At 68.1% G+C, this 25,284-nt stretch carries 25 protein-coding genes and 1 pseudogene; 16 read left to right on the forward strand and 10 right to left on the reverse strand.

Features of this window, described 5'->3' with window-relative positions; all coding sequences use genetic code 11:
• Positions 1 to 18: 18 nt before the first annotated feature.
• On the forward strand, positions 19 to 222 hold the full coding sequence (locus ACFV1J_RS02475; RefSeq protein ID WP_385855321.1) for a hypothetical protein: 204 nt from the start codon (positions 19 to 21) through the stop codon (positions 220 to 222).
• 173 nt (positions 223 to 395) lie between these two features.
• On the opposite strand, the gene ACFV1J_RS02480 is transcribed toward ACFV1J_RS02475, so the two are convergent.
• Entirely contained in the window at positions 396 to 971 is a 576-nt protein-coding gene (locus ACFV1J_RS02480; RefSeq protein WP_385855322.1) for a CGNR zinc finger domain-containing protein, read from the reverse strand.
• Between the two features lie 112 nt (positions 972 to 1,083).
• On the opposite strand from ACFV1J_RS02480, the gene ACFV1J_RS02485 reads away from it, so the two are divergent.
• Positions 1,084 to 2,256 (forward strand): epoxide hydrolase, encoded by a 1,173-nt coding sequence (locus ACFV1J_RS02485; protein WP_385855323.1) that lies wholly within the window; start codon positions 1,084 to 1,086, stop codon positions 2,254 to 2,256.
• Between the two features lie 125 nt (positions 2,257 to 2,381).
• Here the strand turns inward: ACFV1J_RS02485 and ACFV1J_RS02490 are convergent, their stop codons facing one another.
• A complete protein-coding gene (locus tag ACFV1J_RS02490; protein WP_385855324.1) occupies positions 2,382 to 3,776 on the reverse strand; it encodes a Mucin-2 in 1,395 nt (464 codons plus the stop codon).
• Positions 3,777 to 3,891: 115 nt separating this feature from the next.
• Here ACFV1J_RS02490 and ACFV1J_RS02495 point away from each other — a divergent pair.
• The 9 genes and pseudogenes from ACFV1J_RS02495 to ACFV1J_RS02535 form a co-directional block, all read left to right on the forward strand.
• A pseudogene (locus ACFV1J_RS02495) lies at positions 3,892 to 4,595 on the forward strand (IS5 family transposase); the annotation flags it as partial.
• 129 nt (positions 4,596 to 4,724) lie between these two features.
• Complete coding sequence (locus ACFV1J_RS02500) at positions 4,725 to 5,537, forward strand: phytanoyl-CoA dioxygenase family protein (RefSeq protein WP_385855325.1); 813 nt, start codon at positions 4,725 to 4,727, stop codon at positions 5,535 to 5,537.
• A gap of 556 nt (positions 5,538 to 6,093) precedes the next feature.
• Entirely contained in the window at positions 6,094 to 7,113 is a 1,020-nt protein-coding gene (locus ACFV1J_RS02505) for an ArsR/SmtB family transcription factor (RefSeq protein WP_385855326.1), read from the forward strand.
• 699 nt (positions 7,114 to 7,812) lie between these two features.
• The gene (locus tag ACFV1J_RS02510) at positions 7,813 to 8,328 is read left to right on the forward strand and encodes a hypothetical protein (protein WP_385855327.1); all 516 of its coding nucleotides are present in this window, start codon (positions 7,813 to 7,815) and stop codon (positions 8,326 to 8,328) included.
• A 253-nt stretch (positions 8,329 to 8,581) separates the two neighbouring features.
• Positions 8,582 to 8,992, forward strand: a complete 411-nt coding sequence (locus tag ACFV1J_RS02515) for a hypothetical protein (protein ID WP_385855328.1) — start codon at positions 8,582 to 8,584, stop codon at positions 8,990 to 8,992.
• Between the two features lie 364 nt (positions 8,993 to 9,356).
• Positions 9,357 to 9,749, forward strand: a complete 393-nt coding sequence (locus ACFV1J_RS02520) for a hypothetical protein (RefSeq protein ID WP_385855329.1) — start codon at positions 9,357 to 9,359, stop codon at positions 9,747 to 9,749.
• A gap of 168 nt (positions 9,750 to 9,917) precedes the next feature.
• Positions 9,918 to 10,301 carry a hypothetical protein gene (locus tag ACFV1J_RS02525; RefSeq protein ID WP_385855330.1) on the forward strand — a complete coding sequence of 128 codons (384 nt, stop codon included), beginning with the start codon at positions 9,918 to 9,920 and terminating at the stop codon, positions 10,299 to 10,301.
• Entirely contained in the window at positions 10,298 to 11,035 is a 738-nt protein-coding gene (locus ACFV1J_RS02530) for a VOC family protein (protein WP_385855331.1), read from the forward strand. Before ACFV1J_RS02525 ends, ACFV1J_RS02530 begins: the two co-directional genes overlap by 4 nt.
• A gap of 257 nt (positions 11,036 to 11,292) precedes the next feature.
• Entirely contained in the window at positions 11,293 to 11,874 is a 582-nt protein-coding gene (locus ACFV1J_RS02535) for a hypothetical protein (protein ID WP_385855332.1), read from the forward strand.
• Positions 11,875 to 11,959: 85 nt separating this feature from the next.
• Here ACFV1J_RS02535 and ACFV1J_RS02540 read toward each other — a convergent pair whose 3' ends face one another.
• Positions 11,960 to 13,162, reverse strand: a complete 1,203-nt coding sequence (locus tag ACFV1J_RS02540) for a hypothetical protein (RefSeq protein ID WP_385855333.1) — start codon at positions 13,160 to 13,162, stop codon at positions 11,960 to 11,962.
• A 648-nt stretch (positions 13,163 to 13,810) separates the two neighbouring features.
• Here ACFV1J_RS02540 and ACFV1J_RS02545 point away from each other — a divergent pair.
• Complete coding sequence (locus ACFV1J_RS02545) at positions 13,811 to 14,149, forward strand: peptidoglycan-binding protein (RefSeq protein ID WP_385855334.1); 339 nt, start codon at positions 13,811 to 13,813, stop codon at positions 14,147 to 14,149.
• Between the two features lie 75 nt (positions 14,150 to 14,224).
• Here the strand turns inward: ACFV1J_RS02545 and ACFV1J_RS02550 are convergent, their stop codons facing one another.
• The 3 genes from ACFV1J_RS02550 to ACFV1J_RS02560 all read right to left on the reverse strand — a co-directional run bounded on the left by ACFV1J_RS02550 (position 14,225) and on the right by ACFV1J_RS02560 (position 16,697).
• Entirely contained in the window at positions 14,225 to 15,076 is an 852-nt protein-coding gene (locus tag ACFV1J_RS02550) for an oxidoreductase (RefSeq protein ID WP_385855335.1), read from the reverse strand.
• A 129-nt stretch (positions 15,077 to 15,205) separates the two neighbouring features.
• Positions 15,206 to 16,087: a helix-turn-helix transcriptional regulator gene (locus tag ACFV1J_RS02555; RefSeq protein WP_385855336.1), complete on the reverse strand. Its 882-nt coding sequence runs from the start codon at positions 16,085 to 16,087 to the stop codon at positions 15,206 to 15,208.
• Positions 16,088 to 16,436: 349 nt separating this feature from the next.
• The gene (locus tag ACFV1J_RS02560) at positions 16,437 to 16,697 is read right to left on the reverse strand and encodes a hypothetical protein (protein ID WP_385855337.1); all 261 of its coding nucleotides are present in this window, start codon (positions 16,695 to 16,697) and stop codon (positions 16,437 to 16,439) included.
• 127 nt (positions 16,698 to 16,824) lie between these two features.
• Here ACFV1J_RS02560 and ACFV1J_RS02565 point away from each other — a divergent pair, with 127 nt between their 5' ends.
• Positions 16,825 to 17,916 (forward strand): hypothetical protein, encoded by a 1,092-nt coding sequence (locus tag ACFV1J_RS02565; protein WP_385855338.1) that lies wholly within the window; start codon positions 16,825 to 16,827, stop codon positions 17,914 to 17,916.
• A 45-nt stretch (positions 17,917 to 17,961) separates the two neighbouring features.
• A complete protein-coding gene (locus ACFV1J_RS02570) occupies positions 17,962 to 18,366 on the forward strand; it encodes a hypothetical protein (RefSeq protein ID WP_385855339.1) in 405 nt (134 codons plus the stop codon).
• A gap of 175 nt (positions 18,367 to 18,541) precedes the next feature.
• Here the strand turns inward: ACFV1J_RS02570 and ACFV1J_RS02575 are convergent, their stop codons facing one another.
• From ACFV1J_RS02575 to ACFV1J_RS02585, 3 genes are all read right to left on the reverse strand, one after another.
• The gene (locus ACFV1J_RS02575; RefSeq protein ID WP_385855340.1) at positions 18,542 to 19,144 is read right to left on the reverse strand and encodes a hypothetical protein; all 603 of its coding nucleotides are present in this window, start codon (positions 19,142 to 19,144) and stop codon (positions 18,542 to 18,544) included.
• A gap of 111 nt (positions 19,145 to 19,255) precedes the next feature.
• Positions 19,256 to 19,894, reverse strand: coding sequence for an LPXTG cell wall anchor domain-containing protein (locus ACFV1J_RS02580; protein ID WP_385855341.1), 639 nt, complete (start codon positions 19,892 to 19,894; stop codon positions 19,256 to 19,258).
• A gap of 995 nt (positions 19,895 to 20,889) precedes the next feature.
• On the reverse strand, positions 20,890 to 22,332 hold the full coding sequence (locus ACFV1J_RS02585; protein ID WP_385855342.1) for a cellulase family glycosylhydrolase: 1,443 nt from the start codon (positions 22,330 to 22,332) through the stop codon (positions 20,890 to 20,892).
• Positions 22,333 to 22,902: 570 nt separating this feature from the next.
• Between ACFV1J_RS02585 and ACFV1J_RS02590 the strand changes: the two genes are divergently transcribed.
• Together ACFV1J_RS02590 and ACFV1J_RS02595 are read left to right on the forward strand one after the other, a co-directional pair.
• Complete coding sequence (locus ACFV1J_RS02590; RefSeq protein WP_385855343.1) at positions 22,903 to 23,868, forward strand: trypsin-like serine protease; 966 nt, start codon at positions 22,903 to 22,905, stop codon at positions 23,866 to 23,868.
• Between the two features lie 197 nt (positions 23,869 to 24,065).
• Positions 24,066 to 24,563, forward strand: coding sequence for a protein kinase (locus tag ACFV1J_RS02595; RefSeq protein ID WP_385855344.1), 498 nt, complete (start codon positions 24,066 to 24,068; stop codon positions 24,561 to 24,563).
• Between the two features lie 299 nt (positions 24,564 to 24,862).
• On the opposite strand, the gene ACFV1J_RS02600 is transcribed toward ACFV1J_RS02595, so the two are convergent.
• Positions 24,863 to 25,219, reverse strand: coding sequence for an antibiotic biosynthesis monooxygenase family protein (locus ACFV1J_RS02600; RefSeq protein ID WP_385855345.1), 357 nt, complete (start codon positions 25,217 to 25,219; stop codon positions 24,863 to 24,865).
• Positions 25,220 to 25,284 lie beyond the last annotated feature (65 nt).

Raw genomic sequence — 25,284 nt, forward strand, 5'->3', positions numbered from 1 at the left:
GTCCCGGGTGTGGCGCGGGTGTCCCGTGCCGTCCCGACCCTCGGGCAACAGGAGTCCGCTGGTGTACTGGACGCGCTGCCCTTCCGAGGGGAAGTGGCCGGGACACTCACCGCGCTCGTTGATGCGGTCGCCGCGCTCTTGCTCGCCGTCGTCGAGGGGCGGGTGGGCGATGACCACTTGCTGGTGCTGGCCAGGGCTTCAGCGGCACGACAGGGGGCGTAGACCGTCTCATGGGACATGACGACAGGTTGGACCCGACTCGGAAGGGTTGGATCCTTCGCTCTCGGGGCTGGGGCCCTCGTCAGACGTCAACGTCGGAACGAATGGCCTCGGTGCACCCCACGCGACAGAGGTGTCGCAGGCGTGGGGCCCACTTGGCTGTACCGAGGTAATGATCACTCCGCTGATCTGGGGTTTTTGCGCTGGTTGGCATGGAAGCGCGCCTTCTTCTGGCGATTCCCGCACGTGTTCATGTCACACCACTTACGGGTGCGACTTTGGCTGGTGTCGAAGAAGGCGGCTTGGCAGGTCGGTGAGGCGCACAAGGCCAACTTTCCGTCTCGTTCGCCTGCGAGGATGCTGATCGCGTCGGCGGCGATCACGCTGAGGGCATCTTCCACGCAGGAAGCCGAGCTGAGCCGCCATTGCCGCTTGCCCTCGGGCGTCAGGATCGCTGCGGCCCGACCCTGAGCGCTGCAGTCATTGATGACTTGGACGGCAGATGAAGGCAGAGCGTTCTGGATCGCGGCCGCTGTCGCGGCGGCGTGAATCGACTCCCTCAGTCGCCGAGCGAGGTCGAGCTGGGCAGTGGTGCAGGAGTCCACGGCGAGGCCGTTCACTGCCAGCCAGTCGATGAGCCGCTGTGGCGTGGGGATGCGCTCCACGGCGTCGCCATGACGCTCCGTCAGAGTCGCCGTGAAGCTGGTCGCCAGCACTTTACCGAGGCGGAAGTCAGGGAACGCAGCGCGCATGGAACCACCTTAGCTGGTTGCAGCGTGGCTCGGAGAACTGCTAGAACCGTCTTAGCCGGTTCGCGACAGGTCGTAGCCGGTTCCGTCGGTTCCGCGATGGCCAGGAGGTCTCATGCCCCTTCCAAGCAGCGACGTGCAAGCGTTTGAAGCCCACGCAACTGACGCCGACCTCGACGATCTGCGCGCGAGACTGGCCGCGGCGCGACTGCCGGAGGCCGAGACGGTCCATCGCGCCGCGCCCGGCCCTCACCGATGGGAACAGGGCGTTCCTCTCGCCGACCTCGTCGAGGTCGTGAACTACTGGCGCACCGGGTACAACTGGCGGTCGTTCGAAGAGCGCCTCAACCGGATCGGTCAGTTCCGCACGACCATCGATGATCTGGGGATCCACTTCCTGCACCGCCGATCCGCGCGCGCGGATGTCACTCCTCTGCTCCTGACGCACGGCTGGCCAGACAGCATTGCCCGGTTCATCGATGTGGTGGACGAGCTGGCAGATCCGAACGATGCGGACGCGCCGGCGTTCCACGTCGTGGTCCCGTCGCTACCTGGCTTCGGTTACAGCGACAAGCCGGCCACCACCGGGTGGGGAACCGAAAAGATCGCGGCCGCCTGGGTGGAGTTGATGGGAAGGCTCGGCTACCGCAAGTTCGCGGCCCACGGCGGTGACTGGGGAGGGAATATCACCACGGTTCTCGCCGGCAGGTTCCCGGCGCACGTTCTCGGCATCCACACCACGTTCGCGGAGGGACCGCCCGGGTTGACGACGGACGGGCTGACGGCGGACGAGCGCAAGTGGACCGAGGAAACCCGCGACTTCTGGCGCCACCGCGCGGCGTACGCGAAGCAGCAGGCGACCCGACCGCAGACCATCGGCTACTCGCTCGTCGACTCACCGGTCGGGCTTCTGGCCTGGATCCTCGACAAGTTCGCCGAGTGGTCGGACACCGAAGACAGCCCGTTCGAGACGATTTCCAGAGACCGCATTCTCGACAACGTCACCCTGTATTGGCTGACGCGGACCGGCGCATCGGCGGCCCGCATCTACTACGAAAGCCACAACTCGCTGGACCCTGCACTTCGGGTCGACGTCCCGTCGGCGATCACGATGTATCCCCGCGACGTCGAGAAGTGTCCGCGCCCCTGGGCACAGGAGCGATACCGGCAGATCGTCCGATGGGAGTCGCCCGAGACCGGGGGACATTTCCCATCGCTGGAGGTTCCCGAGTACTTCGTCAAGGACCTGCAAGAGGGCCTGGCGGCAGTGCTGGCCGCCAATCGGTGAACGCGGCCGGGTGCTGCCGGCACTCGATCACCGCCCGATCCGGCTCAAGGCATGGCCCGACGGCTTCCGGACCGAGTTCATCGAGACGGTAGAACGTGGGGCCGCTTTGCTCCAGGCGCCCTTCGTCATGCGGGCACCCCGGCCTCGTCCATGACCACGGCCATCTCACCTGGGGGAAGGGCCGGGTTGGCGCCCGCGCTGCAGGCCAGCTCGGGCAGGGTGAGAGCCTCGAGGAGCCGCGGGAGCGGGAGGCGCGGGTCGCAGGCCGCCGCCTGCCGCGTCCGGACGTCCGGGTCGTGGCTGAGCCGCTCGATCAGATCGGGGCCGGCGGCGGGGTCGCGGACGGCCAGCTGTCGGTAGATCCCGTTCGGATGGTCCGCGTAGCGGGCGGCGAGCCCCTCGCGGGGAAAGCGGGGGTGGCCGGTCGCCATCCAGGCGGAGAACGTCCCGCCGAGCCGTGCGTACACGCTCATCAAGACCTCCTCCGGGGTGCCGGGGTGGTACACGGCCAGGTGGGTGCGCACGAGGTCGTCTGCGTCCTGGGCCAGAAGTCGCAGGAGATCGGGGGGTAGATGGGGGCTGCGGGCCGCGGCGCGGCGCAGCAGAGGATGGGCGGAGGTCGCGGCCCGGTGCAGCACGTCCTGGTCGGCGATGCCGGCCGCCACCCAGTCCACGTCCTCCCGTGCGTAGGGGGCCACGGTGAAGTCGATCGCGGCGCGTCGGGCCTCGGTCAGCTCGGGCCGGAGGGAGACGGCTAGCCGCACCTCGTCGTCGTGGTCGACGGCGAGACGGTCCACGAGGTCGGCCGGCAGGGACGGATTAGTGGCGAGTTCGACCAGGTGGCTGCCCTCGGTGAGGAACCGCTCGGCGTCCGTGCGGTCGAGAAGCCCCCGGCGCAGCGCCTCGGGCAGGGCGGCGGGGTCGCGGAGCAGCGCCGCCGTGAGCCCGGCGTCGTCAGGACACGCGCACAGCGCGGCCGACCGCCGTACCTCAGGGTCGGGGTCGTCGAGCAGCGTGGCGCGCCCGTCCGGGGCCAGTTCGTCCCAGACGCGCAGGGCGGCATGTCGTGCGGCCGGATCGGGATGCCGGACCAGGGAGGCGAGGAAGGACGGCGCCAAGTGGCGCGAGTTCAACAGTGCGCTGCGTACGGAGGCTTCGGGGTCTTCGAGGAGACGCCTGCACACAGCGTCCGGCAGCGGACGGACCTTCGCCCGGTGATCGTGGCTCCACTCGGGCCCGTGCGCGACGGCGGCCCGTACCCTGGGCGAGGCGTCGTCCGCGAGCCGGGCCCGCTGCTCGGGCTCCGCCTGGCCGCTCAACGCGAACTCGACTCGCGCATCCAGGACCGGGTGGGCAAGGACAGCCGCCACGGCCGGCTCGGGCAGCCCTGGCCGGTGGAGGGCTTGGAAGGGCGGGCCGTGGCCCCCGCCGTCGAAAGCGATCAACCGCAGCAGCAGCGGTGTGGGAAGAGCCGGGTTGGCGGCGACTCCGTCCAGCGCGGAGGAGTAGAAGGCGACCATTTCTCAACTCCCCGGACCCGTCGCTTTGCACGCAGCCCCTTCGGATGGCCACAACGGCATCGGCCCTTCGGGCCAATACGCCGCCATCCTGCCATGGACCAGGCTGCCTCCGCGCATGATCACCAAGCCCCTGCAGCACGTCAGGTGCTCTTACTTCGCACTTCTGCCAGCCTGGCCAGCCCGACGCCGGGTCACCCCGGACGAACGCCGGTATCGGACGGCGCCGCACCGGCCGGCATCGTCTACGTGGTGCGCAAAGGAGTGGCCTGGCTCGATGTGCCCCTCCAGGTCATTGGCTGTTCAGGGGTGGCCGCCTGGCGCCGGCTCCGGGACTGGACCGAGGCTGGCGTCTGGCCCCGCTTCCACGAGGTACTGCTGGCAGAGCTGGCAGAGGCTGGCCTGCTGGACAGGGACGACGCTGCGATTGACGGTTCCCACGTCAGGGCGTTGAAAGGGGGGGCTCACGTCGGCCCTTCGCCGGTCGATCAGGGCCGGCCGGGCAGCAAGCACCACCTGATCGTCGACCCGCACGGCACCCCGTTCGCCGTCACGCTGACCGGCGGCAACCGCCACGACGTCACCCAGCTCATGCCGCTACTGGACGCCATTCCACCGATCCGTGGCCGGCGCGGCAGACCTCACCGACGTCCCCGTCGGCTCTTCGCCGACCGCGGCTACAACTACGACAAGTACCGCCGCATCCTCCGCCGCCGCGGCATCACCCCGAGGATCGCCCGCCGCGGCGCCGCCCACGGCTCCGGACCAGGCAAGACCCGCTGGGTGGTCGAGCGGACCGTCGCCTGGCTCCACCAGTTCAAGCACGGAGTTGTGTCCCAGGTCTGGTGGGGGAGCGGTAGTGGCCATACAGCGGAGGCTGCTGCGGCGCCCGACAAAGGCGGTGCGGAGAATGTCGGGTGAGCGGGACCGGCGTCGCCGCACGATGGGGGCATGGATGACACGACCTTGGTATCCCGCTTCCTCCGCGACGGCTTCGTGAAGTTGGAGGGTGCTGTTGCGCCGCGTGTGGCGGCGGATTGCGCGCGGTTGTTGTGGCGGGAGACGGGCTGCGACCCCGAGGATCCGGCGACGTGGACGCAGCCTGTGCATTGGGTGGCCGGCATGGCGCAGGGGCCGTTCGCTGCCGCCCCCAACTCTCCGTTGCTGCAGCGCGCGTACGACCTGCTGGTCGGGGCGGGGCGTTGGGAGCCGCGCTACTCGTTGGGCACGTTTCCGCTGCGTTTCCCGCACGAGGAGGAGCCGGACGACGCGGGTTGGCATATCGAGGGGAGCTATCTGCCGGAGGGTGAGAGCTGGTATTTCACCAATCTGCGCTCCCGGGGCCGGGCGTTGTTGATGTTGTTCCTGTTCAGTGAGGTCGGCAAGGAGGATGCCCCGACCCGGATCCGGGTCGGTTCACACCTCGATGTGCCGAAGGTGTTGGAGAAGTACGGGGAGGACGGGGCGAGCGGGCTGGCCCTCGCGCCCGATCTGGTGGCGGCGTCCGACCATCGGCCGCTCGCCCTTGCCACCGGGTCCCCGGGGGACGTCTTCTTGTGCCATCCGTTTCTGGTGCACGCGGCGCAGCCGCACCATGGGATGCGGCCGCGCTTCATGGCCCAGCCGCCGCTGATGCCGGCCGCGCCGTACGAACTGGAGCGGGCCGACGGCGCGTACTCACCCGTGGAGATCGCGATCCGTCGAGGCCTGGGGCAGGACACCCCTGGTCCGGACGGGGACGGCGTCGACTGCAGCGCCGGGTAGACGTTCTTCGTCCGTTCTGGGCGGAGAACCAGTGCCCGGGGGGCGGCATGTAGTCACGGCCGGTCTGCTGCATGGCCGATGGCCGACATACCGGCGTCGGCCATGCGCCAGGGCCGACGGTGGCCGGTCAGTCATGGCGGTGCAGTGTGCGGCTCACGGCGGGGAGCCCGCTGCCCGCGCTGTTGTCTGCGCCATCGTGCGCACCCCAACTGACTCGTTGCCGGCCGGCAGCGCGTCGATGTCGGCCGCGCGGTGGAGCGCTACGTCGAGGGCCTGGCGCGGGAGGCACCGAAGCGTATCTCGGCTGATCATGCTGTTCCTGGACCCACCCATCGCAATTGCTGCGGCTGCTCTTTATTTAGGTCAGATAGGCGATGTGATCGGGTGGCACACGGCTCTCCCGGCCACGGTATGGGGCGGCGCCCGCGCCGTCGTCATCGCCCGTGGAACTCATTCCTTGGCGCCGGTGACGGTCGTGCCGGCGCCCGGAATGCGGAGGCAAACCGGTGGACGAGCCCTGGGAGAAGCTGATTCGATCGGTTTCGAAGATCGTGACATGGAAGGCACCAACCCTGTGATCACCCTCCCCCTGAGCGCGGACGCGCTGGCGGCCACACGGTTCGCGGTCTCGCCTCTGATGCACGTCGGTGCGGTGCTGCACCCGTGTCGGACGAACGCGGTGCCCCACGGCTCCTTACCGAGCCGCGAAGTCACCGACGTACTACAGGACAAGCGGCTGCATCTGCTTGCCGCGGTACGAAAAGTGGTGCACGCCTTCGCTCCGGTTTTCTACGCTCCGGTCTTCCTGACGCCCCCGCCGCCCGCGGGCCGCCCCCCGGATCCGCACGAGGATCTCCACCGCGTCGCCACCGCCCCCAGCCACCTCGTGGCTCGGCAGATCAGCCGACTGCTCGGCGCGGAGCCGCAGCGGACTCCCGCCGCCTCGGCCGCGCTGCGCATCCTGCGGGACGCCGTGGACCGCGGCGAGCGGGACTTCGCCGACCAACTGGCCCGCGAAATGGACGCGTTCTGGGACGGGCACCTCGCCCGGCAGTGGTCGGCCGTCGCCGCCCACGCCGAGGAGGACATCACTCTGCGGACCAGGCTCCTCGCGGACTACGGCATGGGCAGCGCACTGGAATCGTTGCACGAGGCATTCTGCTACGGCGACGGTTCCCTCCGCCTGCTCGACCGGCTCACCGCCGAGGTGCCCGGGAGCACACACCTTGTCCTCTTCCCCTCGCCTCTGGCGCACAACTGGCTGCTCAGCGTCGACCCCCGCGGGGAACGCCCCATCTACCTCATCTACCCCACACACCCCAAAGCCGCGTCAGCCCGACCGAACCCAGAAGCAGAACAGGCGCTCAGCGAGGTGGTCGGCCCCACCCGCTGCGCCCTGCTGGCCGACCTCGATGTGCCGCGGACGACCACCCAGCTCGCCGCACTCCACCACCTGAGCCCCTCGACCGTCTCCTACCACCTCGCCCGGCTCCATCGGGCCGGCCTGGTCACACGCGCCCGGATCCGCAATTCCGTGTACTACCAGCGCAGCCACGAGCCCTCCGGGACCTTGTAGGAGACGCCGGTCCTTCAGGTAGCCGCCGTCGGCCTAGACCTTCCCCCCGCTCCGGTGCGAGTCGGCGACGTCGCCGAGGAACTGCTGGCCGCGGCGGAACCTGCACGGAGGCGGCGGTGACGATCACGGCCAGCAGGAGGCCGACCATGCCGGTTGCCAGATGGCATGGCGCTTAGCCCTTGAACTCCTCGCCGCATCGACGCCCGCCCTGCTCGGTCTCCGCGATGTTGCTGGAGGCCCTTCAGGCTCTGCGCGTCCACCACGGCCACCCGACGGGACCGTGGCACAGCCCCGTGCCCGGAGGTGTGCACCCAGGCGCAATCTGACCAGCTCCAACCCCCCCTCCGCATCGCGGGTCCTCCGGGTCATCGCCGCATATCGCGTCTCTCACTGATCATTCGAATCTCCTCGAATCACCTTTTTCCTCGCTGTACCGAGGGCTTGAATCATCGTGGTGCACGGGCCGCACTCCCCCACCTCGGGGCATGGGCGGACCGGTCAGCACTCGACCAACATCACGTGCATCACATCCCTATCCGTCACATAGCCGAAGCAGCGGGCCCCCGGCGGCCGGTGAGTGAACAGTCTGAGGCGTCGCGTCCCACAGCTCATCGCCCTGGCCGCCACCAGGGCGCGCCCGTACCTCGGACCTGCGTACACAGAACAGTGGCGCAGGGCTTATCGAACGGAGAGTCTCACATGCGAATGCGTACGTTCGGCCTTGCCTTGACCACGGGCATCGTGACTTGCGTTGGCGTACTCGGTACCGGTGCAGCGCAAGCGAACAACAATCCTCCGGCGGAGGCAGTCAACGCGAGCAGCGTGGGAACGGCGGCAGACGCCCATCACACTGCTTCCTCCACGCAAGGCCTCCCGCACAGCACCAAGTTCGGGAAGAAGATCTACATCGTCGGGAAGTCCCCAGGCTGTCGCATCATGGCCTTTGTCGGAGCGAACAAGGATCGTGCCTCGGGGTTTTTGAAGGTCACCTGTGACCAGAAGACGAAGTCCACTATCGCCGGTGCCGTGTCCCTCAACAACCAGAAGTTCAAGGACGTCCGGATGCGGGCCAACGGTAAGACGATGACCACCAAGTGGGTCAGCCTCAAAAACCCCAAGGGCACCCAGAAGTTCTGCATGATGGGATGGTGGATGCACCCCCTGTACCCGGAGCCCCAGAACCGCAGTGAAGCCAAGGCCTGCGTTAAGTACTGACTCGGCTGCCCAGGGCTGTCCGGTCGGTCATCGGTGCATCACCGGCCGGACATGCCTTGGCGCTGAGACCAAACTCCTGCAGCCATCGCTGGTGTGGTGGCGGTGACGGCTTTCATTTTGATGCGCGGGCGACGCCTGCACTGTCACTACGGCTGAAAGTTGGGCCATTTCCACGTTGCTGCAGCGCAGCGAATCCAATGAAGTGAGAGCAACGGGAGGGAAGTTGATGAATCGAAGGGGATACAGCTTGGGCATGCTCCAGGCATCTCGTGCACTCGTGGTGGGTGCCGTCACCGTGAGCGTTCTCGGCACGGCAGGCATCGCCACCAACACAGCCATGGCCGCGGACCAGGGCCCCACCGTAAAGAAGAAGACCTGCAAGGTCTCCGCGTACACCGACCGCGTCGACCGGAAGACCGACAAGTTCGGCAGCGGCGCGATCACATGCAACTTCAAGCCGGCCTACACCAAGCTCACCGTCACCCTCTACAAGGGCAAGAAGAGGATGGCGGGGGCAGAGTGCAGTAACCACGCGAGAGCCTGCTACGTCGCCACCAAGGCGGTCAAGGACGATGCGAAGGTTCAGAAGTGGATCACCAAAGTCACCGGCTCGTGGGGCAAGGGAAAGAGCACGATGGTGTGGAGCAAGCCGCTCTCCGGCTGAGACGGCCCAAGACCCTATGACCACCCACGGCTGAGTGCGGCCGAACCCTTGATCCAGGCCCATTCTTTCCGGGTGGTGCTGTCCTTGCAGATCAGCACCACCCGGCCTGATAGCGAGTAATGGGCATTCTTCGCCAAGACTCTGTGGCTGGGGTCTCCCGCCGCGGCTCCCACGCCAGCCGCTCCCGGCCCCGCCTCAGGTCTGCCCCCTTTGCCTCCCTGGGCCCCGGCCCGCCAACGGCACCGTTGGCCGGGTTGTTTGTCGCTCGTCACCTGAGTTCTCGGACAACTCCATACCTCCCGCAAAGTCGTTCATGCCGGCGCCGGCCTGGCGACGGCACCGTGACAACCCAAGGACGGATCACATGAAGCGCAAACTCGCCCTCACCACAGCCACCGCGGTCCTCAGCGCAGGAAGCCTGGCCGGTGCGGCTCTGACCACCACTGCCGCGCCCGCTGCCGCCGCCACTACTGCGGCCACGGCGAAGAAGACCTGCCACGCGGGACCGGGAACCTGCGTCCTGAAGAAGAGCCACCCCCACAAGGGGACCGTGACGGTAAAGGTAGACGTCTTCGGAAAGAAGAAGCCCGGCCCGCTCTACGGTTGGGATCTGCGCAAGGGCGACAAGATTCTCTGCACAGGGGAAGTGCGAGAGTACTGGAAGACGAAGACCAAGAAGTGCAAGAACATCCCCCAAGGAACAATCACGCTGAACGTGCCGCACCGCAAGGGCGCGGCGGTAAGCATGTCCTGGTGACCCAAAGGATAGCTCCTACCCATCAACCAGGTCTGCGGAAGCCCTGGCAGATACATCCCGCCAGGGCCTAGCCGCCAAACTGGACCCCGGGCCTTTAGTGGGCCCGGGGCAGATTTGGATCGGGACGCGGTCAATGCTGACCGGTGGCCGGCGCCGACTGTCGGCGTCATGCCTGCTGACCTGTCACGCACGATGTGCCAGTTCACCGCTCGCGGATTTCGTTTGTCGACCACCACCACCATCACCACCACCGTCACCGTCGCCGAAGACAACTTCCCCTTACTGCCCTACTACGGCTCGATGGGCTGGAACACCCTGCACCCCCGGCGAGGCCTCGGCCTCCTCGATCCTGCCGCCGGTCCCAGTGCACTCCCCATCCGGCCACGCGTATCACCGCTGATACATGAGCGGCCGACGCTGCGTTCCAGCGCCGTCACGGGCCGGGGTCTGCAGCTTGCAGGCTGTGTGCTCGCTGATCCTCACTCTCCGCGCAGAGGCTTCTTGGATTTCGCACGTCTGCACGATGGTGATCACCTATGGTGTGCGGCATGACGCTGCAACTTGTTCAGGTGAACTTCAAGGCCCGGGACGATTCGGCACTCGGCCGGTTCTGGGCGGAGGTTCTCGGTTGGGGTGTTTCCAGCGAAGGGCCTGGCGTCACCAACCTGGAACCCATGGGCTTCGACTGGCCGGATCCGTCCGCCGTCTGCATCGATCTCGTCCGCGTCCCGGACCCGGAGACGGTGAAGTACCGCGTGCATATCGAGCTCGCCACCACTTCCGAGGCCCATCAGGCGGAGTTGGTCGCACGTGTGAAGGAGCTCGGGGCGACGCCCGCCGACGTGGGCCAGGGCGACGTGCCGTGGACGGTGATGGCCGACCCGGAAGGCAACGTGTTCAGCATCCTGGAGCCGCGGGAGCTCTACCGGGACACCGGGCCGATAGCCGCCGTGGTCGTCGGCTGCGCAGACCCACGGGCCATGGTCCGGTTCTGGGGCGAGGCGATCGACTGGACCGTCCACGAGCTGACCGACGACCGCGCCCTGCTGCGCTCGGTCAAGGGCGTGGGCCCGTACCTGGAGTTCCGCCGCACGCCCGACGACGAGGTCGTAGGGAACCGCATCCATCTCGACCTGATGTCCGATCCCGTCGAGGATCAGGCGAGGGAGATCGCCCGGCTCGAAGGCCTCGGCGCGATACGGGCCGATGTGGGTCAGGGTGACGTCTCCTGGGTCGTCCTGGCCGACCCGGCGGGCAACGAGTTCTGCGTCCTCGGCCGGGGCTGACGCGGAATTTTGTCCGCGCGCTGATGGCGGTGCGGTGCGGTGAGGTGCAGGGAGGTGTGGCAGTGCGCGGCGGCGCGCCCGCCGTCTCCGGCGCCAAGTCACGGCAGGCTGACTGGCGTTGGTCACGAGGTTCGACAGCATCAGCAAGGGGGGATTCGGCAGCGCCGGCAAGGGGCAACTCGGTCCGGTTCCGAGTTGTGGCGTACCTTCGGGCACGGGCCTGTGACGCGCACCCTGAAATCCCGGCTGGTTGCCCAGTGAGCGGCTGGTGGGCCTATCTGGAGGAACGGACATGCCGGGAGGTCGACGCCGACGTGTTGCAGGATCGTCGGCTGTCGGCCATCAGGTCCGTCTGGGAGGCGCTGCGTCCGTTGGGGGTGGATCTGCACGAGGCCGAGCGGGTGGTCCACGCGCGATACGAGGCCCTCGGCGACCGAGTGCGGCGCACGCCGCCCGACCCGCTCGACCTGCCCTCACTCGCGGCCCGCGCCGCGGCTCTTTCGGGCCGTGTGGCCGCGGTTGAGGCGCTTTGGGACGGCGATACCGTGCACGACTGGTTCGTGATCCTGGTCGCGGTCCTGGACGCCCCGGACGGGGAGGGTCACCTGGCGACCGTCTACCACCGCCCTGATAGCTCTCCACCCGGCGTTGCCGCCGCCGAGGCCGGCCAGGCGCTGGCCGGCCACCTTGGCGTGCCGTTCCACTTCGCTTCCCCGGATGTCCCGGATGACGACGCCCCGCGCTGGCGGACACCCTCGACGTGCCCGGCAAGGTCGCCGACTTCCTCCGCACCGCCGAACCGGAGCCTGTCGAGCGAGCCAGGCTCGACCACGGCGTAGCCCTACGGAGTGGTCAGGGCACCCTCGTGCGAAGCCTGACCATTCTCACCGAGAGCCGCTGTAGCGATGTTGGCCGAGGCCGTGGTCACACAAGGTCCGGCTTCCAGATGACCCGATCGGGATAGACGTGCGCGGTGGGGGCCAGCTCGTACGAGCCTGCGTTGGCTTCCTCGGCGAGTACCCAGCCCACTCCTTGGTAGGCGAAGGGGGTTGTCGCTTCCCGGGGCACGGCGCACTGCCTGGGATCCGTGATGACCGTCTTGCCTGCCGGGACGTTGAGGAGATGGGTGTTCGGCGCCTTTGGGCAGGAGTGGAACTTGCTGGTTTGTGCGTACTCCAGACGGATCTTGACCGTGGTTGCTGCCCGGCCTCGGTTGGTGATCTTCAAGGCAAAGGAGACGTGCTCCTCGTCCACGCGTGCGCATACCCTCCACGTGATCACGTCTGGGCCCGGGAAGGGTGCACTGCACCGGCTGTCTTCGCCCAGAGCCCCCTTTTCCAAGCCTGGGGTCTCCAGCCCGGCGGCTCTTGCCAGGCCGCTGTGGACGGGAGAGTTCGGCAGGGTGTGAGGGGCGTCGCTTGCTGACGGCGGCTCAGCCCCCTTGCCGTCGTCGGATGCCGTGACCACTGCCGCAGTAATGACCGCCGTAGTGGAAACAACGACCGCGGCGACGCTGCCCAAGACATTGATCCAACTGTGTTGGGGGTGTGGTGGTCGCTGCCTGTCGTGGGGGCACGGGGCGCCGGGAAGGTCGCCGCCGGCGGCTGGCGGCGACCAGACGGACGCCTCCTCCTCGGCCGTGGCAGTGGACGATGCCCTGGCTAGGGGCTTACCGGGGAGCGCCTCGGAAGACTCGGGAGTTTCCCGAGAATTCCCGGCCACAGGAAGCGGAGTAATCGATGTCGTGCTGTGCTCTGCTCCCACCTCCTCGCCGGGGCTGTCCTCGTGCACAAGGCTCGCAAGGACAGCGTTCCGCCACCCCGCCCCGCCTTCGTCTTTCAGGCGGCGCGCCAAGTCGGCGATTTCCCTTCCGAGTCCGGGTAGTTGCTCGGTGCGGCGGCGAGCCTTCTTCGCAAGGACGTGGGCGATGGCTGCGCTGTCCTCCTCGCTGGGCAGCCTGTTCCTCTTTCTGCCCACGAGCAGCTGATCACGGCCCTTGAGCCAGTACGCCAGCAGAGGCTCATCAATCCTCTTTCGAGCCTGACCGAGGCGCTCGGCTTCTCTCCGATCCCGCTCCAACTCCGCAATCAACCCTGTGCGTGTGGGCCGCTTGTCGGTGTCGGTCACCTCGCCTACCACGGCCGCCCATGCGTCGAGAGCCTGGACTAAAGCACGCGCCAGCTCCGTGAAGAGCGCGGTCGGTTCCCCCACAAAAGCCTCCGGCTGACGAGAACTCGTTGCGGTGCAACAGAAGGAGCAGCAGGTTACGGCGGTGCAACTTGCAATGCAAAAACGTGAGGCCGCTGGGGCCCTCAACTGGCTCTCGCCCAGGGCAATCTGTTGCCGGCGGACGGATCGTCGGCATCACCGGTATCCGAGTGATCCGAACGAGGCCCGCATCGGCCGGCACGATATTCCCGCCGGCCCATCACACCTGCTGACAGTCAAAAACGACTCAACTGCGAAAGGACACACCATGTGGAACAGGTGCCAGCGCTGTAAGGGCAATGGAAAGTGCACCACCTGTGACGGCTCCGGCTATCGAGGTGTATGGAAGTGCGACAGCTGCCGAGGAAGCGGCGACTGCAAGGCGTGCGACGGTCGCGGCTGAACGAACTCCAGCACCGCCCGGCAGACCCGAAAGCGCAAGTCCTGCCCCGGGTGCAGAGGGGCCTTCACGGACTGGCGAATCCACCGATCGACTCAATCGCATTGATCGCTTCGCGAAGACCCCAAAAGATCCAACCTGAAAGGAAAACACACTTGAGGAAACTCATGACAAGCTCCCTGAGCGTCGCCGCACTGACGGTATCGCTGGGCATCGGAGCGACACCGATCGCCCATGCCGGATCTTCCTACGCCTGTCACTACACCAGCGCTGAGCCTGTGCTGTCACGAGGCGACACCGGCACCGTCGTGAAGCAGCTTCAATGTGAGCTCAACAACTCCATCCTGGGCGGAAACCTCGTCGTCGACGGAACCTTCGGCAGGGGTACCGAAGCCAAGGTGAAGACCTTCCAGAGGTGTGAGGGACTCTCAGCCGACGGCATCGTCGGCCACAAGACATGGGCACGCCTCAACTACTGGACATCCTCGGGCGGATTCGGCTGCTAGAACCACCCGCAGCAGCCCCCGGGCAGTAACTCCGCCCAGGGGCTGCTCGCGGCCTCACGTTGGCCCACCCCAGTGTCAGGCGACTGTTACTCCGCCTTCGGTGGAGTCGGTGGAGCGGCTGAGTTCCTCCCAGGCGTCGAAGTCGTCCTGGACGCGTTGGCGCCCGGCGGCGACCAGGCGAAGCGCGTCCGAGCCGAGCAGGACATGCACGGGAGGCTTCTCCGCGTCCAGGAGGGTGAGGATCGCGTCGCCCGCGCGATCGGGGTCACCGATGCCCTGACCGGCGAGGGCCTGGCGGCGGGTCCGGATCGGGTCGAACAGTGCGTCGTAGTCGGCGATGCTGCGTGGTGCGCGGACCAGTGACCTACCTGCCCAGTCGGTTTTGAACGCGCCGGGAGCTACGGCGGTGACCCGCACGCCGAACTGGGTGACCTCTTGGGCGAGGGTGTCGGTGATGCCTTCCAGGGCGTGTTTGCTGCCTTCGTAGAAGGCCAGTCCGGGGAAGGTGGTGTGCCCGCCCATCGAGGTGATGACGAAGATGTGGCCGCCGCGCCGCTCGCGCATGCCGGGCAGGACCGCTTTCACGGTCGCTACCGTGCCGAAGACGTTGACCTCGAACTGGCGGCGCAGATCGGCCATCGATGACTCTTCGAAGGTGCCCTCGAGCCCGTAGCCGGCGTTGGCCACGAGCACTTCGATCGGGCCCAGTTCCGCTTCGGCGGCCCGCACCGTGGGCTCGATCCGGTCCGCGTCGGACAGGTCGAGGAGGAAGGCCCGGGCGCGGTCGGGGTCCAGTGCCTGGAAGGCGGCCGCGTGCTGCTCGGTGCGTACGGTGCCCGCGACCCGGTGCCCGGCCGCCAGGGCTCGTCGGGCGATGGCCAGTCCGAGGCCGGTGCTGACGCCGGTGATCAGGAATGTCTTGCTCACTACGGGTGTCCTTTCGTGGATGCGTGTCAGGCCGCGGGGCGTGCGTGGGCACGGCGGCATCGACCCCGCGGGTATGGCGGGGTCGTGTCTGGGTGGTGTGGGTGCTGGCTCGCCCGGTTCGGGCGGTGGTCAGGACTCGGCGGCGGTGTCCCGGGTGGTCGCGGTGGCGGGTTCGCTGCCCCAACTGGCCAGCAGTCGCAGGCGTTCCTGAGAGGGCGAGCCGGACGGCGCGCAGTAGACGACGAGCGATTGGCCCGGGTCGGCGACCGAGGTGAAGATCTCGTACTGCAATTCCAGGTCACCGACGACAGGGTGGTGGAGGCGTTTGAGGCCGGTGCTGCGTTCCTGGACGCGGTGTTCCGACCACCACGCCGGGAACTCGGGTGAGCGCATCATCAGCTCACCGATCAGGTGGGCGATGTGCTGGTTTCGCGGCTGGGCGGCGGCGGCCAGCCGCAACCCGTGCACATAGTCGCGGGCGACGCGTTCCCAGTCGCACCACACCAGGCGAGCACGCGGATCCAGCAGCGTCCAGCGCGCCATGCTGCGCTCCCGGCGCGGCAGCTCGGCCACATCGGGAAACAGCAACGCCCACAACCTGTTCCCGCCGACGACAGTGAGGTTCCGGTCGCTGACAAAAGCAGAGGTCAGAGCCAGATCCATCGACTCCAGCACCTGTCGCAGCGCTGGTCGTAGCCGTGACGAGCGCTCGGCCCGGTCCTTGTGCGCGGCTGTGGTGCCCGCGAGGGCGAACAGATGCCGCCGCTCGATGTCATCGAACCGCAGCGCGTCGCAGAGGGCATGCAGGACCTGTTCGGACGGCTGCCGGGCGCGGCCTTGTTCCAGACGGGTGTAGTACTCGGTACTCACCCCGGCCAGCTGCGCGACCTCACCGCGCCGCAGACCGGCGACCCGGCGACCGGCGCCGAACTCGACCGGCAGACCGACCTCATCCGGCGTGAGTCCAGCACGGCGGGCGCGCAGGAAGTCGCCCAAGTCGTTATTGCCCATGCCTCAAGTCTGCGCTTCACCCCGCCGGTCACCAAGGGCATGGCTGGCCCTGCCAGTACTACGCACCAGGTCGTCCGAGGCCGCGAGACTGGGCAAGGTCCGCCGAGAACGGGCTTGAGTTGGCCACGCCCATTGCGTCCTCGGCGGGGCGCCGAGACTGCCGCTGAGGGCGAGTCCGAGGCGCTCCCTCGGGATGACTTCGAGGTCGTCACCCCCGCGCTCAGCGACAACTGCCAGGTGGCCGGAGGACTGTGGTGCACGAAGTGTGGCGCTGTCACTTCCCAGGCAGGACGCGAGGGGCGGGGATGGACACAGCCTGAGAAGTGGAACGTGCCCTGGAGCACGACGCTCACTCAAGGGCCAGGTACTCAGGTGACGGGTGGGCCAGTTCGGGGTGTTCCACCACGTACCGATCACCGTGAAGCGCCAGCATCGCCCAGTGCCACGCCTCATCGTGAAACAAGAGCCCACGGTACGGGGCGTCGTCCGGCTCGTACGGGTACCGCTCCAGGGCAGCTTCCCGCGCCTGCGCCTGCGTGAGCCCACCATGGTGCTGCATCACCCACGCGTAGCCGCGCCGCTCGGACCGCAGACAGTCGAGGTAGTCCACCTCACTCCACTTCACGGCCTCAACCCCAAATGCCCGCCCCGGACCTGCCCTCTTCTCGCTCTGTGTCATTATGCGGACGCGTCCCAGGGGAGTGGGCCGCGGTCTACTGGTTGCCAGGGGGTTGGGAATGGGTGCGGGTACGGAGCCGGACGGCTCGTCCAGATCCGACGAGGAGTGGGAGCGGTTTCTGCGCGAGTCGATGGCCGGGGCCGCCGACGCGCCCAAGGAGCCGTCGGCTCGGGCCCGTGATGTGGCCAGGCGGCTGGGCGCGGAGCCCGTCCGTGGCCCGGAGGGCTGGCGCAGTCACACGCCCGCGCGGCCCAAGCGGCGCACGGGCTGGTACGCGGCTGGGTTGCTGGCCTTGCTGGTGCTGTTGGTGGTGGCGCTCGCGCCGGGGCGGGTAGTGGACCTGTTCGCCGGCGCTGACTCCTCACCGCTGGCGGCCGAGACCGCCCGCCCGACCCAGGCGCCCCCGGTGCAGGCGGCCCAACGCCCCACCAGGGACGAGCCGTTCCGCGGCTCGCCGGCGGCGAACTGGGCGAGCGGAGCGGCCGGGATCACCGTGCCGAAGGCCGGGCCGGTCGGCTGGATGAGCGCCGCCGAGGTCGAGCGGGCCCTCGCCCGCAGCCGGGACTTCCTCGTCGCGTCCGGCCTGGACCGCGGGGTGCTGCGGGGCGAGCGCCCCGAGAAGGCGATTGCACTGATCAACCCGCACCAGAAGGACGTCCAAGACCTTCTGAAAACCGCTTTCCGAAAGCCGAGCGAGAAGAACGACCCCCTCCTCCTCTTCAGCCGCTTCCAGCCCGCCCGCACCCACCTGGTCGGCGACGTCGTGAAGACCCGTGGCCGGCTCACCTACCGGGAGGGCAAGCGCGGCGCGCTCCAGGTGACCGCCGACGTCACCTTCGTCTACCCGGTCACCCGCGCGGACGAGGGCGACGACGAGATCGTGCGCACGATCGTCCGGCGCGAGCTGGTCCTGAGCTGGGACAACCCCGACAAGGTGATCACCGAGCCAGGCACGTTCTCGATCGTCTCGTACAAGTACGACATGACCAACGGCGGCTGCGGCGCCCCGACGGGCTACTTCACCCCTCCCTTCGGCACGGATCGCCAGGCGGACGAGGCCGGCACGGAGATCGACCCGTACGACCGCAGCGTGCCGGTCGGTCGGGGCGAGTCCGCTGGGGACGAATGCGGGAGGGCTACGCGGTCGTAGCGGGCGTTACTCGGTGACGCACCAATCCCGGCGGAAGGCACACGCATGGAGACAACGGAGCGGCGCTTCCCCGTGGGAAAGAAGGCCGAGTACAGCGCGGCCGCCTGGCTGATCGGGTGGGTGGTCTTTCTGGGGTCCGGATGCATGGCCTCGTTGGTGTTGATCAGTACCTGGGCGAACTGCGACATCGGCACCAACGGCTCCTACCAACTCGTTGCATGGGTGGTTGCGTCGATCGGCGTGGCGACCGTGTCCACCGTGCTGTGGGCGGTGATGCGCAAGATAACGGGTCGCCGACGCCTCTTGCTGCCACTGCTGTTGACGATCCTTGCCAGTGCGATGCTGCTCTGGCCGGAGCTGGCAGTGTGGTACGTGTCGCCCGGCCACCCGGACAGCATGTGCGAACCAGGCGGCACGCCCGTGGGGTGGCCCAGTTGGCTGCCCTTGTAAGGCGGGCCGCAAGCAGCGCGGCCAGAAGTCGGCCGGCGGGGTCTCCGCGACGACGCCAACTACGTGATCACACCCGCCACGGCAAGTCCCTCTCACCTGCGACCAGGAGTTACGGGACGGTCCTTGGGGGACTGCCGCCGTCTGGGCGCGACGGCGGCAGCCCTCCCCGCGGGCTTCAGCCCTTGCGGGGGTAGAAGCCGCCGCCGGCGTCGCCGTGGGCCGTGCAGTCCATGTCGCGGTAGCGGTCGACGAAGGTGCCGGTGAGGCCGGTGAACGCGTCGTACGTCTGGTCCAGGGGCAGGTCTTTACTCACCCTGAACCGCAACTGCACATGGACGGACTCGCGGGGCTTCAGCGTCTTCGGGCCGGGGATGGTGCCGCGGGCGTTGCCGCCGGGCTGGCGCAGCGTCTTCCAGGCGCGCTGCGAGGTGTCCCAGTACTGCAGATCGCCGTACGGGCTCAGGTCGCGCTCGCCCGCGTTGTAGACATAACTGCCCAGCTTGGCGCTGAGTTCGAAGGACTTCAGCTCCTTCGCCGAGGCGTTGGTGAGGGTGGCGGTGTAGGTCGTCCAGTGAGTGCCGAGAGTGATCGACTTGGGTATGCCGAACGAGCGGCCCACGAAGGTGTTGTTGTGGTACTGCCCGTAGGCGGTGTCGAGGTCGTAGCACGTGGGGATTTCCGCGGCAGGGGCCGCCTGGGAGGCGGGCGCGGCGGCCACCGCCAGGGGGAGCAGGGCGGCCGTCGCGGCGGAGACCGACAGGGCGCGGCGCAGTTTCATGCAGATCTCTTTCCCGGTTCTTCGGACCCTGGGAGCCCTCGTTTCCAGTGTCATTGAGCTCTGGGGCCGTGGATCCTTGGGTTATCAGGTTCTTTAGGGAAATGGTGGGGCTTACGCGGTGACGTCCGTGGCGCCCGGACCGGCCACGCCCTTTCGACGGCGCACGCCGATGACCGCACCCGCACCGACCACCATCGCGGCTCCGCCGGCGAGAACGATGGCCGGGAGCGCGGACGAGGCGCCGGTCTCGGCGAGGTGGGCGCCGCCCTGCGGGCTGGGGCCACCGGTGGAATCTGAGCCACCCGTACCACCGCCGGACGCGGCGCTCTGGCTGGGCTCGGCCGTGCCACCCGGCTTGCCAGGCCCACCCGGCTTGGTGGTCGGGGGATGCGTCGGCTTCGCGCTCGCGGGGAGGATGGTGAAGTCGTACCAGGCTTCCTTGGCCGAACCGCAGGAACCGTCGCGGTTGCGGTAGTCGCCGGCGGCGAGCGCGTACCCGGCGCCGGGCTTGGCGTCCTTGACCACCCGGGTGCGCAGTTGGAGCGTGATGGTGCTGCGAGGACCGACGGCGAAGAAGCCGAACAGGTCGTCGGGCGTCGCGTCATGGAAGGTCTTCCACCGCCCCGTCTTGGCATCGCGGTACTCGGTCTCCAGCTCCCAGTACGGCCGATCGACATCTTCGGCGGAGGACACGAGCAGGAAGGGCTGGACCTCTCCCAGGGGCTTGCCGGTGGTGTTGGTGAGCGTCATGGAGAAGGGGGTCCAGGCACCGCCCGCAGTCAGCTGGGGCGGCAGCCCGTGGACGGCCACGTGCAACTGGTCGGACTCGAACGCGCAGGACTGACCCGCACCACCGGAATCACCGGCGTCCTTGCCTCCACCGGTGGCACCACCCCCGCCGGTGGTCCCCTCAGTGGTCCCATCGGCGGTCCCGGCGGGCTTCGGCGGCTTCCCTGGGGCGGGACGGGCGGCCCCGTCGCGCCCCAGGGAAGCCGGGTCACCGGCAGCGGCTTCGCCCGGGTGCCGCGGGTCGTGCGGGTTGCCTGTTCCGCCGTCGCTCGTTGCGGAAGCCGCTGGCCGGTCCGCCGGCGTTGCGGCATCGGGGGAGTGGGGAGAGGCGGGCGTGCGAGGACCGGCCTCGGACACCGGCTCCGTTGCGAACGCGGCGGCGGGCGCGGTCAGTACGGCGGCGGGCGCTAACACGGCAGCCGCTGCGGCGGCCGTCAGGGCGCGGCGAATCTTCATCCAGCAGACCTCTCGTATCCCAAGTGCCGCCTGGGCGGCAGAGGTTGACGTTCGTCATGGTCAGGTCATGCATGACGCATGGTGTGCGTGACACATGGTGTGCGTGAGGGCGCTGGCAGACATGCGTGTGCACACCTGCGCCTCATGTAGGAGCACTCGCACTGTGAAAAGGTTCCACGCTTAAGCCACTGAAGTGGTGCATAAGTGCTCATAACGCAACGCTGGTAGCCGTGTCGTCTGGACGGATGCGTCGGTTGGTTGGGTTTGGGCAGGGGGAACCCTCACCGTGGCTGGTCGGCGATGAGTTGTGGGTGAGAATCGAGCCGTTGCTGCCATCGCCCTCCGATGGTCGGCGGCTGCGGCACTGGACCAACGCCGGTGTGTGGCAGCGACTGCACGAGGTGCTGCTGGACGAGCTGCGGGACACCGACTGTCTGGACCTGTCGCGGGCGGTGATCGGGCTTCCTTGCCGGCGCACTTGGCCGTGTGAGGTGGGTGGGCTACCTCGGGCTGATCGTGACCCTGTAGGTGGCTGCGGTCCTGCCGCGGGTGCTCACGGTGACGGTCTGGCCGTGGTGGCCCCAACGGGCGTTGTTGCCTTGGATTTCGACGCGGTAGCCGCGTGGGTAGGTGTCCCTGGGTACGGTGATCCGGGTGGGTCCCTTTGCGTGGTCGCGGGTGCGGAAGGTGAGCGTGTAGGTGCGGGTGGCCGGGTCGTACGCGAACGTGAGCGGGTCGCCCGCGACGGCCTGCGCGTACGGCTGGACGAGCAGTTGGGCGTTGGGCTTCGCGGCGCCCGTATGGTCGAGGAAGCAGTAGCCGCCGCCTCTGCACCACTGCCACCACGTCCAGCCACTGGAGAAGCAGTCCAGGGAGGCCGTCATGTCGGTGACGAACTGGCTTGCGTGGGGAAGGTAGGGGTTGCCGCCCCACTCCCCGACGATCACCGGCATGCGGTGACGGGTCGGGTAGTCGCTGATGGCGGCCTCGTAGGCGGGGATGAAGGTGCCGCCTGGGTCGTAGTCGGCGCCGGTTTCCATCGCGGTCTCGTAGAAGTGCGGCGCGTAGCCGGCGTGCGGGTCGTCGATGTGGCCCATCCGGGTCGGGACGCCGACACCGACGATGACGGTTGGTTCGACGAATATCCACGACCTGTGGTCGACCAGGCGGATCGCCCGGGCAAGGCGGTTCCACAGCTCGGTGAGTTCGGTGGCCTCGAAGCGGGCCGCGGCGGCGGGGAGGTCCTCGCCTTCGAGGAACTTCGCGAACGGCTCATTCATCAGGTCGTAGCCGAGCAGCGCCGGGTGCCTGCCCAGGGCGGAGGCGACCGTCATCCACATGCGAGCGTGCGCGGCGCGGAAGTCGGCGTCCTTGTACAGGTGGTCAAAGGCGGTCTGTACGGATGGCTCGAAGTACTCGGAGAACCAGTCGTCCGGTATCGGCGTGAACGGCAACCCCTCGTCGCGGGTGGCCCAGTCGGGGATGCCGCGGGAGCCGAAGTGGGGTCCGTATACGTCCTGGTGGGCGTCGAGGATGACCTTGATGTGGTAGCGGTTGGCCCAGTCGAGGATGCGGCGCATCTTGGTGAGGTAGCCGCGGTCGTAGTGCCCGGGGGTGGGTTCGAGGTCGTCCCAGAAGAACGCGAGGCGCGCGAGGTTGAAGCCCCGGGCGGCCATGTCTTTGAGGTCGCTCTCGTGGATGTCGGCGAACGCGTGGGTGCCTCGGCTGCTCTTGTCGGCGAGGTTGAAGCCGCGCCACTGGAGCGCGCGGCCCTGGCCGTCGGCGATGAAGGTGCGGTCACCGACCGTGACCCGGTCGGGGGCGCGGTCGGAGGCGCGGTCGGGGGTGCGGTCCGGGTGAGCCTGGGCCTGCGCGGGGAGGACGCCGAGCAGGAGGGCGGCCACGGCGAGGACGGTGGGCGCGACGCGGGAGGCCAAGCGCATGCAGGAGCCCCTTTCGAGGATGGCTGCTGGGCGGCGTGCTACTGGCCGGCCGGATGCTACTGGCGGGTGGGTCAAGTTCCCAGGCATTCAAGGGAGTTCACGGGAGTTGGCGGAAGTTGGCAGGCTTCCTTTCCCGGTCATTGCACCTCTTCAGATGCGAAGGCGCGCGCTGACCTCACGCGCCGATTCGCCTTTTTTGTCCAGCCGCCGGCGGGGCATTCGCCGCTTCGGGCCGTTCCGCGTCGTGGCTGGCTCTCCAGTACGGCCTGCATGAGCGCGATGAGGACCTACGTCTGCGCCCTGGCTCCCCGCTCGGTGACTCTCTCCGGGGGTCTTCTCCGGCGCTCTGTGAAGTGCTCCGTCGTGAAGTCCTCCGTGGGGAAGTCTTTCGTCGTGGAGTCCTTCGTCGTGAAGTCCTTTATCGGGCAGCCATACCCCGGGCCCCGAGTTTTCCCAGTACAGAGGGGGGCTAGCCCCACCATCGACCGACCCGTTGCCCGGATGGTCCGGCAGGCATCGAACAACGAGGCTGCATGCCTACGGATCCATCGAGGAAAAAAGGGACCCTCTGTGTTCAGCTTCAAGCCACTGCGCCCCCGTACCGCCCGCACCGCTGCCGTCGGCGCTCTCGCCGCTGCGGCCTGCGTCACCGTCATGGCCGGCAGCGCAGGAGCCATCGTCAACGGGTCGGACTCCACCGAGAGGTACCCGTTCATGGCCGTCATCCCGTCGTCGGCCCCGGACCAGGGTCTGATCGATGGGAACTGCGGGGCGTCCCTGATCGATCCGCAGTGGGTGCTGACGGCGGCCCACTGCATAAAGGTCGAGGGGCTCAAGCTGGACGGCATCGTGCGGGTCGGCAGCGACCACCGCAAGTCCGGTGGCACCGTCCGGAAGATCGACCGGACCTTCGTCCACCCCGGCTACGTGAACGGCGACAACAAGGTCGCCAACAAGAACGACATCGCGCTGATACGCCTGGACCGCCCGGTCGCCCAGAAGCCCATCAAGATCGCCGAGCAGGCAGGGCCGCCCGGCACACCGACCCGGCTCCTGGGCTTCGGCACCACCGTCGACACCGAGTTCAAGTTCCCGGACCGACTGCAGGAGCTGAACACCCGCAGGGGCACCGAGTCCGAGTGCGCGCCCGGCTACGCGGACCGGACCCGGCTGTGCACGATCACCACCGTGCCCAAGGCCATGGCGTGCCACGGGGACTCCGGCGGACCGCAGGTCCAAAAGGGCCGGAACGGCCGCTGGGAACTGATCGGCGTCACCTCCGGGCCCGGCGCCCCGAACGTGCCGTGCTCGCAGGGCCCTGGCCTCTACACCAGCGCGCCCGCCTACGCGGGCTGGATCAACAAGACCATGAAGACCAACAGCGCCCCGTTGACCGCGGCCAAGGGCTCCGACCTCGCCGAGACCGGCACGAACGACAACACCGCGGCGATTGCCGGCCTGGCCGTCGCACTGATCGCCGCCGGTGGCGGCACCGCCCTCGCAGTACGCCGCCGCAAGACCCGCCACGCCGCCTGAGCCGAACCGCCGCACCCAAGGCGGCCCCCTCGTCACGGGGCCGCCGCCCTTTGTCGCGACGCGGCACTGCCGTCATTTCTCTTGGATGTCGTCAGCGCCGACGAAGGTCCAATCGCGCCTTTCTGCTGCCAGTGCTGAACTGCTCCGACCAGCCTTGGCCCGCCGCGGTGATGTTCAAGGGGAGGGAGCCACCGGCCGTGCAGCCTCTGCAAGAACAGGACCCCGACCGGATCGCTGACTACCGGCTCATCGGCAGGCTGGGGGAAGGCGGCATGGGCGTGGTCTACCTGGCCCGGTCGCCGCGTGGCCGGATGGTGGCGGTGAAGACCATCCGCGCCGAACTTGCGGCGGCTGCGGACTTCCGGCGCCGGTTCGCCAAGGAGACCGCCGTGGCCCAGCAGGTCGGCGGGGAGTGGACGGCCGCCGTGCTGGACGGCGGCCCGGAGGCGGCATTGCCGTGGGTGGCCACGGCGTACGTCGCCGGCCCGACCCTGTATCAGGTGGTGGCGGAGCAGCACGGGCCGTTGCCCGAGCGCTCGGTGCGCGGTTTGGCCTCCGGGTTGTGTCGGGCGCTGGGCGACATCCACGATGCCGGGCTCATCCATCGCGATTTGCACCCTCGGCGGCAAGGCGACGGGCGACTACGGGATGGACGTCACCTTGTACCGCAAAGCGCCGCGTGGCTGCCTGATTAGCGGCGAAGCGCCCGGGATCGCTGTCGTAGTCAGCGGGGATCGCATCGCCCTTACCCGTTCTGGCTCGTCGTCGAGAACTCATACGGTCGAGTCTGGGCCGGACCAACCCGCGATGCATCTCATGAAGGGGCAGCCCATGGGCTCTTGGTGCAGCAACCGTATGTGCGGCCTCGGCGTTGGCAGTGGCGGGCTCGGATCTGACCGTGGCACCGGGAGCGTGACCAGCGTGGGCGGTCCTGCTTTGGACGGCCCCGGACTTGCGGAGGTCCTTGAGCCCGGGGCTGCATGCGCCCCAAGCGCTACATCCGCGTCTCCTCGTGGTAACTGGCGACAACCTCGTACAGGGCTGGGTTTGCCGATACCTCCACGCTTCGGTCGTCTTCGAGGGCGCGCATCCGGGCTTGGAATTCGGGGTTGGACATGGCTGCCTCCCACGCCTGGTGGTTGTCCCAGTGAGCTACGTTGACCAGTTGGAAGCGCGCCTTCGACGTCACGGCCCGGTGCAGCCGTGAATCACGGAATCCAGGCGCAGTGCTCATGATTTTCGCGCGCTCACGCCATTGAGCGATGAACATGTCGACCTGCTCGGCAGGCACCTCGATGACGTTGATGAAGGTGACCGATGCGTCACCGGCTGGTTTGCTGTCTTGACTCATAGAGCGCATTTTCTTACCTCAACTGCACTTGAGGTCAAGGCGCCATGGCGGGCACATGCTGTCAC

This window comes from Streptomyces sp. NPDC059649 (assembly GCF_042734445.1).
In the GTDB taxonomy this organism is placed as follows: Bacteria; Actinomycetota; Actinomycetes; order Streptomycetales; family Streptomycetaceae; genus Streptomyces.

What these genes read in the sequence shown, in the direction of transcription:
- ACFV1J_RS02480 (WP_385855322.1), bottom strand. Translation starts at nt 971, where the DNA reads ATGCGCGCTGCGTTCCCTGACTTCCGCCTCGGTAAAGTGCTGGCGACC.
- ACFV1J_RS02485 (WP_385855323.1), top strand. Translation starts at nt 1,084, where the DNA reads ATGCCCCTTCCAAGCAGCGACGTGCAAGCGTTTGAAGCCCACGCAACT.
- ACFV1J_RS02490 (WP_385855324.1), bottom strand. Translation starts at nt 3,776, where the DNA reads ATGGTCGCCTTCTACTCCTCCGCGCTGGACGGAGTCGCCGCCAACCCG.
- ACFV1J_RS02500 (WP_385855325.1), top strand. Translation starts at nt 4,725, where the DNA reads ATGGATGACACGACCTTGGTATCCCGCTTCCTCCGCGACGGCTTCGTG.
- ACFV1J_RS02505 (WP_385855326.1), top strand. Translation starts at nt 6,094, where the DNA reads ATGGAAGGCACCAACCCTGTGATCACCCTCCCCCTGAGCGCGGACGCG.
- ACFV1J_RS02510 (WP_385855327.1), top strand. Translation starts at nt 7,813, where the DNA reads ATGCGAATGCGTACGTTCGGCCTTGCCTTGACCACGGGCATCGTGACT.
- ACFV1J_RS02515 (WP_385855328.1), top strand. Translation starts at nt 8,582, where the DNA reads ATGCTCCAGGCATCTCGTGCACTCGTGGTGGGTGCCGTCACCGTGAGC.
- ACFV1J_RS02520 (WP_385855329.1), top strand. Translation starts at nt 9,357, where the DNA reads ATGAAGCGCAAACTCGCCCTCACCACAGCCACCGCGGTCCTCAGCGCA.
- ACFV1J_RS02525 (WP_385855330.1), top strand. Translation starts at nt 9,918, where the DNA reads ATGCCTGCTGACCTGTCACGCACGATGTGCCAGTTCACCGCTCGCGGA.
- ACFV1J_RS02530 (WP_385855331.1), top strand. Translation starts at nt 10,298, where the DNA reads ATGACGCTGCAACTTGTTCAGGTGAACTTCAAGGCCCGGGACGATTCG.
- ACFV1J_RS02545 (WP_385855334.1), top strand. Translation starts at nt 13,811, where the DNA reads ATGACAAGCTCCCTGAGCGTCGCCGCACTGACGGTATCGCTGGGCATC.
- ACFV1J_RS02555 (WP_385855336.1), bottom strand. Translation starts at nt 16,087, where the DNA reads ATGGGCAATAACGACTTGGGCGACTTCCTGCGCGCCCGCCGTGCTGGA.
- ACFV1J_RS02565 (WP_385855338.1), top strand. Translation starts at nt 16,825, where the DNA reads ATGGGTGCGGGTACGGAGCCGGACGGCTCGTCCAGATCCGACGAGGAG.
- ACFV1J_RS02570 (WP_385855339.1), top strand. Translation starts at nt 17,962, where the DNA reads ATGGAGACAACGGAGCGGCGCTTCCCCGTGGGAAAGAAGGCCGAGTAC.
- ACFV1J_RS02575 (WP_385855340.1), bottom strand. Translation starts at nt 19,144, where the DNA reads ATGAAACTGCGCCGCGCCCTGTCGGTCTCCGCCGCGACGGCCGCCCTG.
- ACFV1J_RS02580 (WP_385855341.1), bottom strand. Translation starts at nt 19,894, where the DNA reads ATGACGCTCACCAACACCACCGGCAAGCCCCTGGGAGAGGTCCAGCCC.
- ACFV1J_RS02585 (WP_385855342.1), bottom strand. Translation starts at nt 22,332, where the DNA reads ATGCGCTTGGCCTCCCGCGTCGCGCCCACCGTCCTCGCCGTGGCCGCC.
- ACFV1J_RS02600 (WP_385855345.1), bottom strand. Translation starts at nt 25,219, where the DNA reads ATGAGTCAAGACAGCAAACCAGCCGGTGACGCATCGGTCACCTTCATC.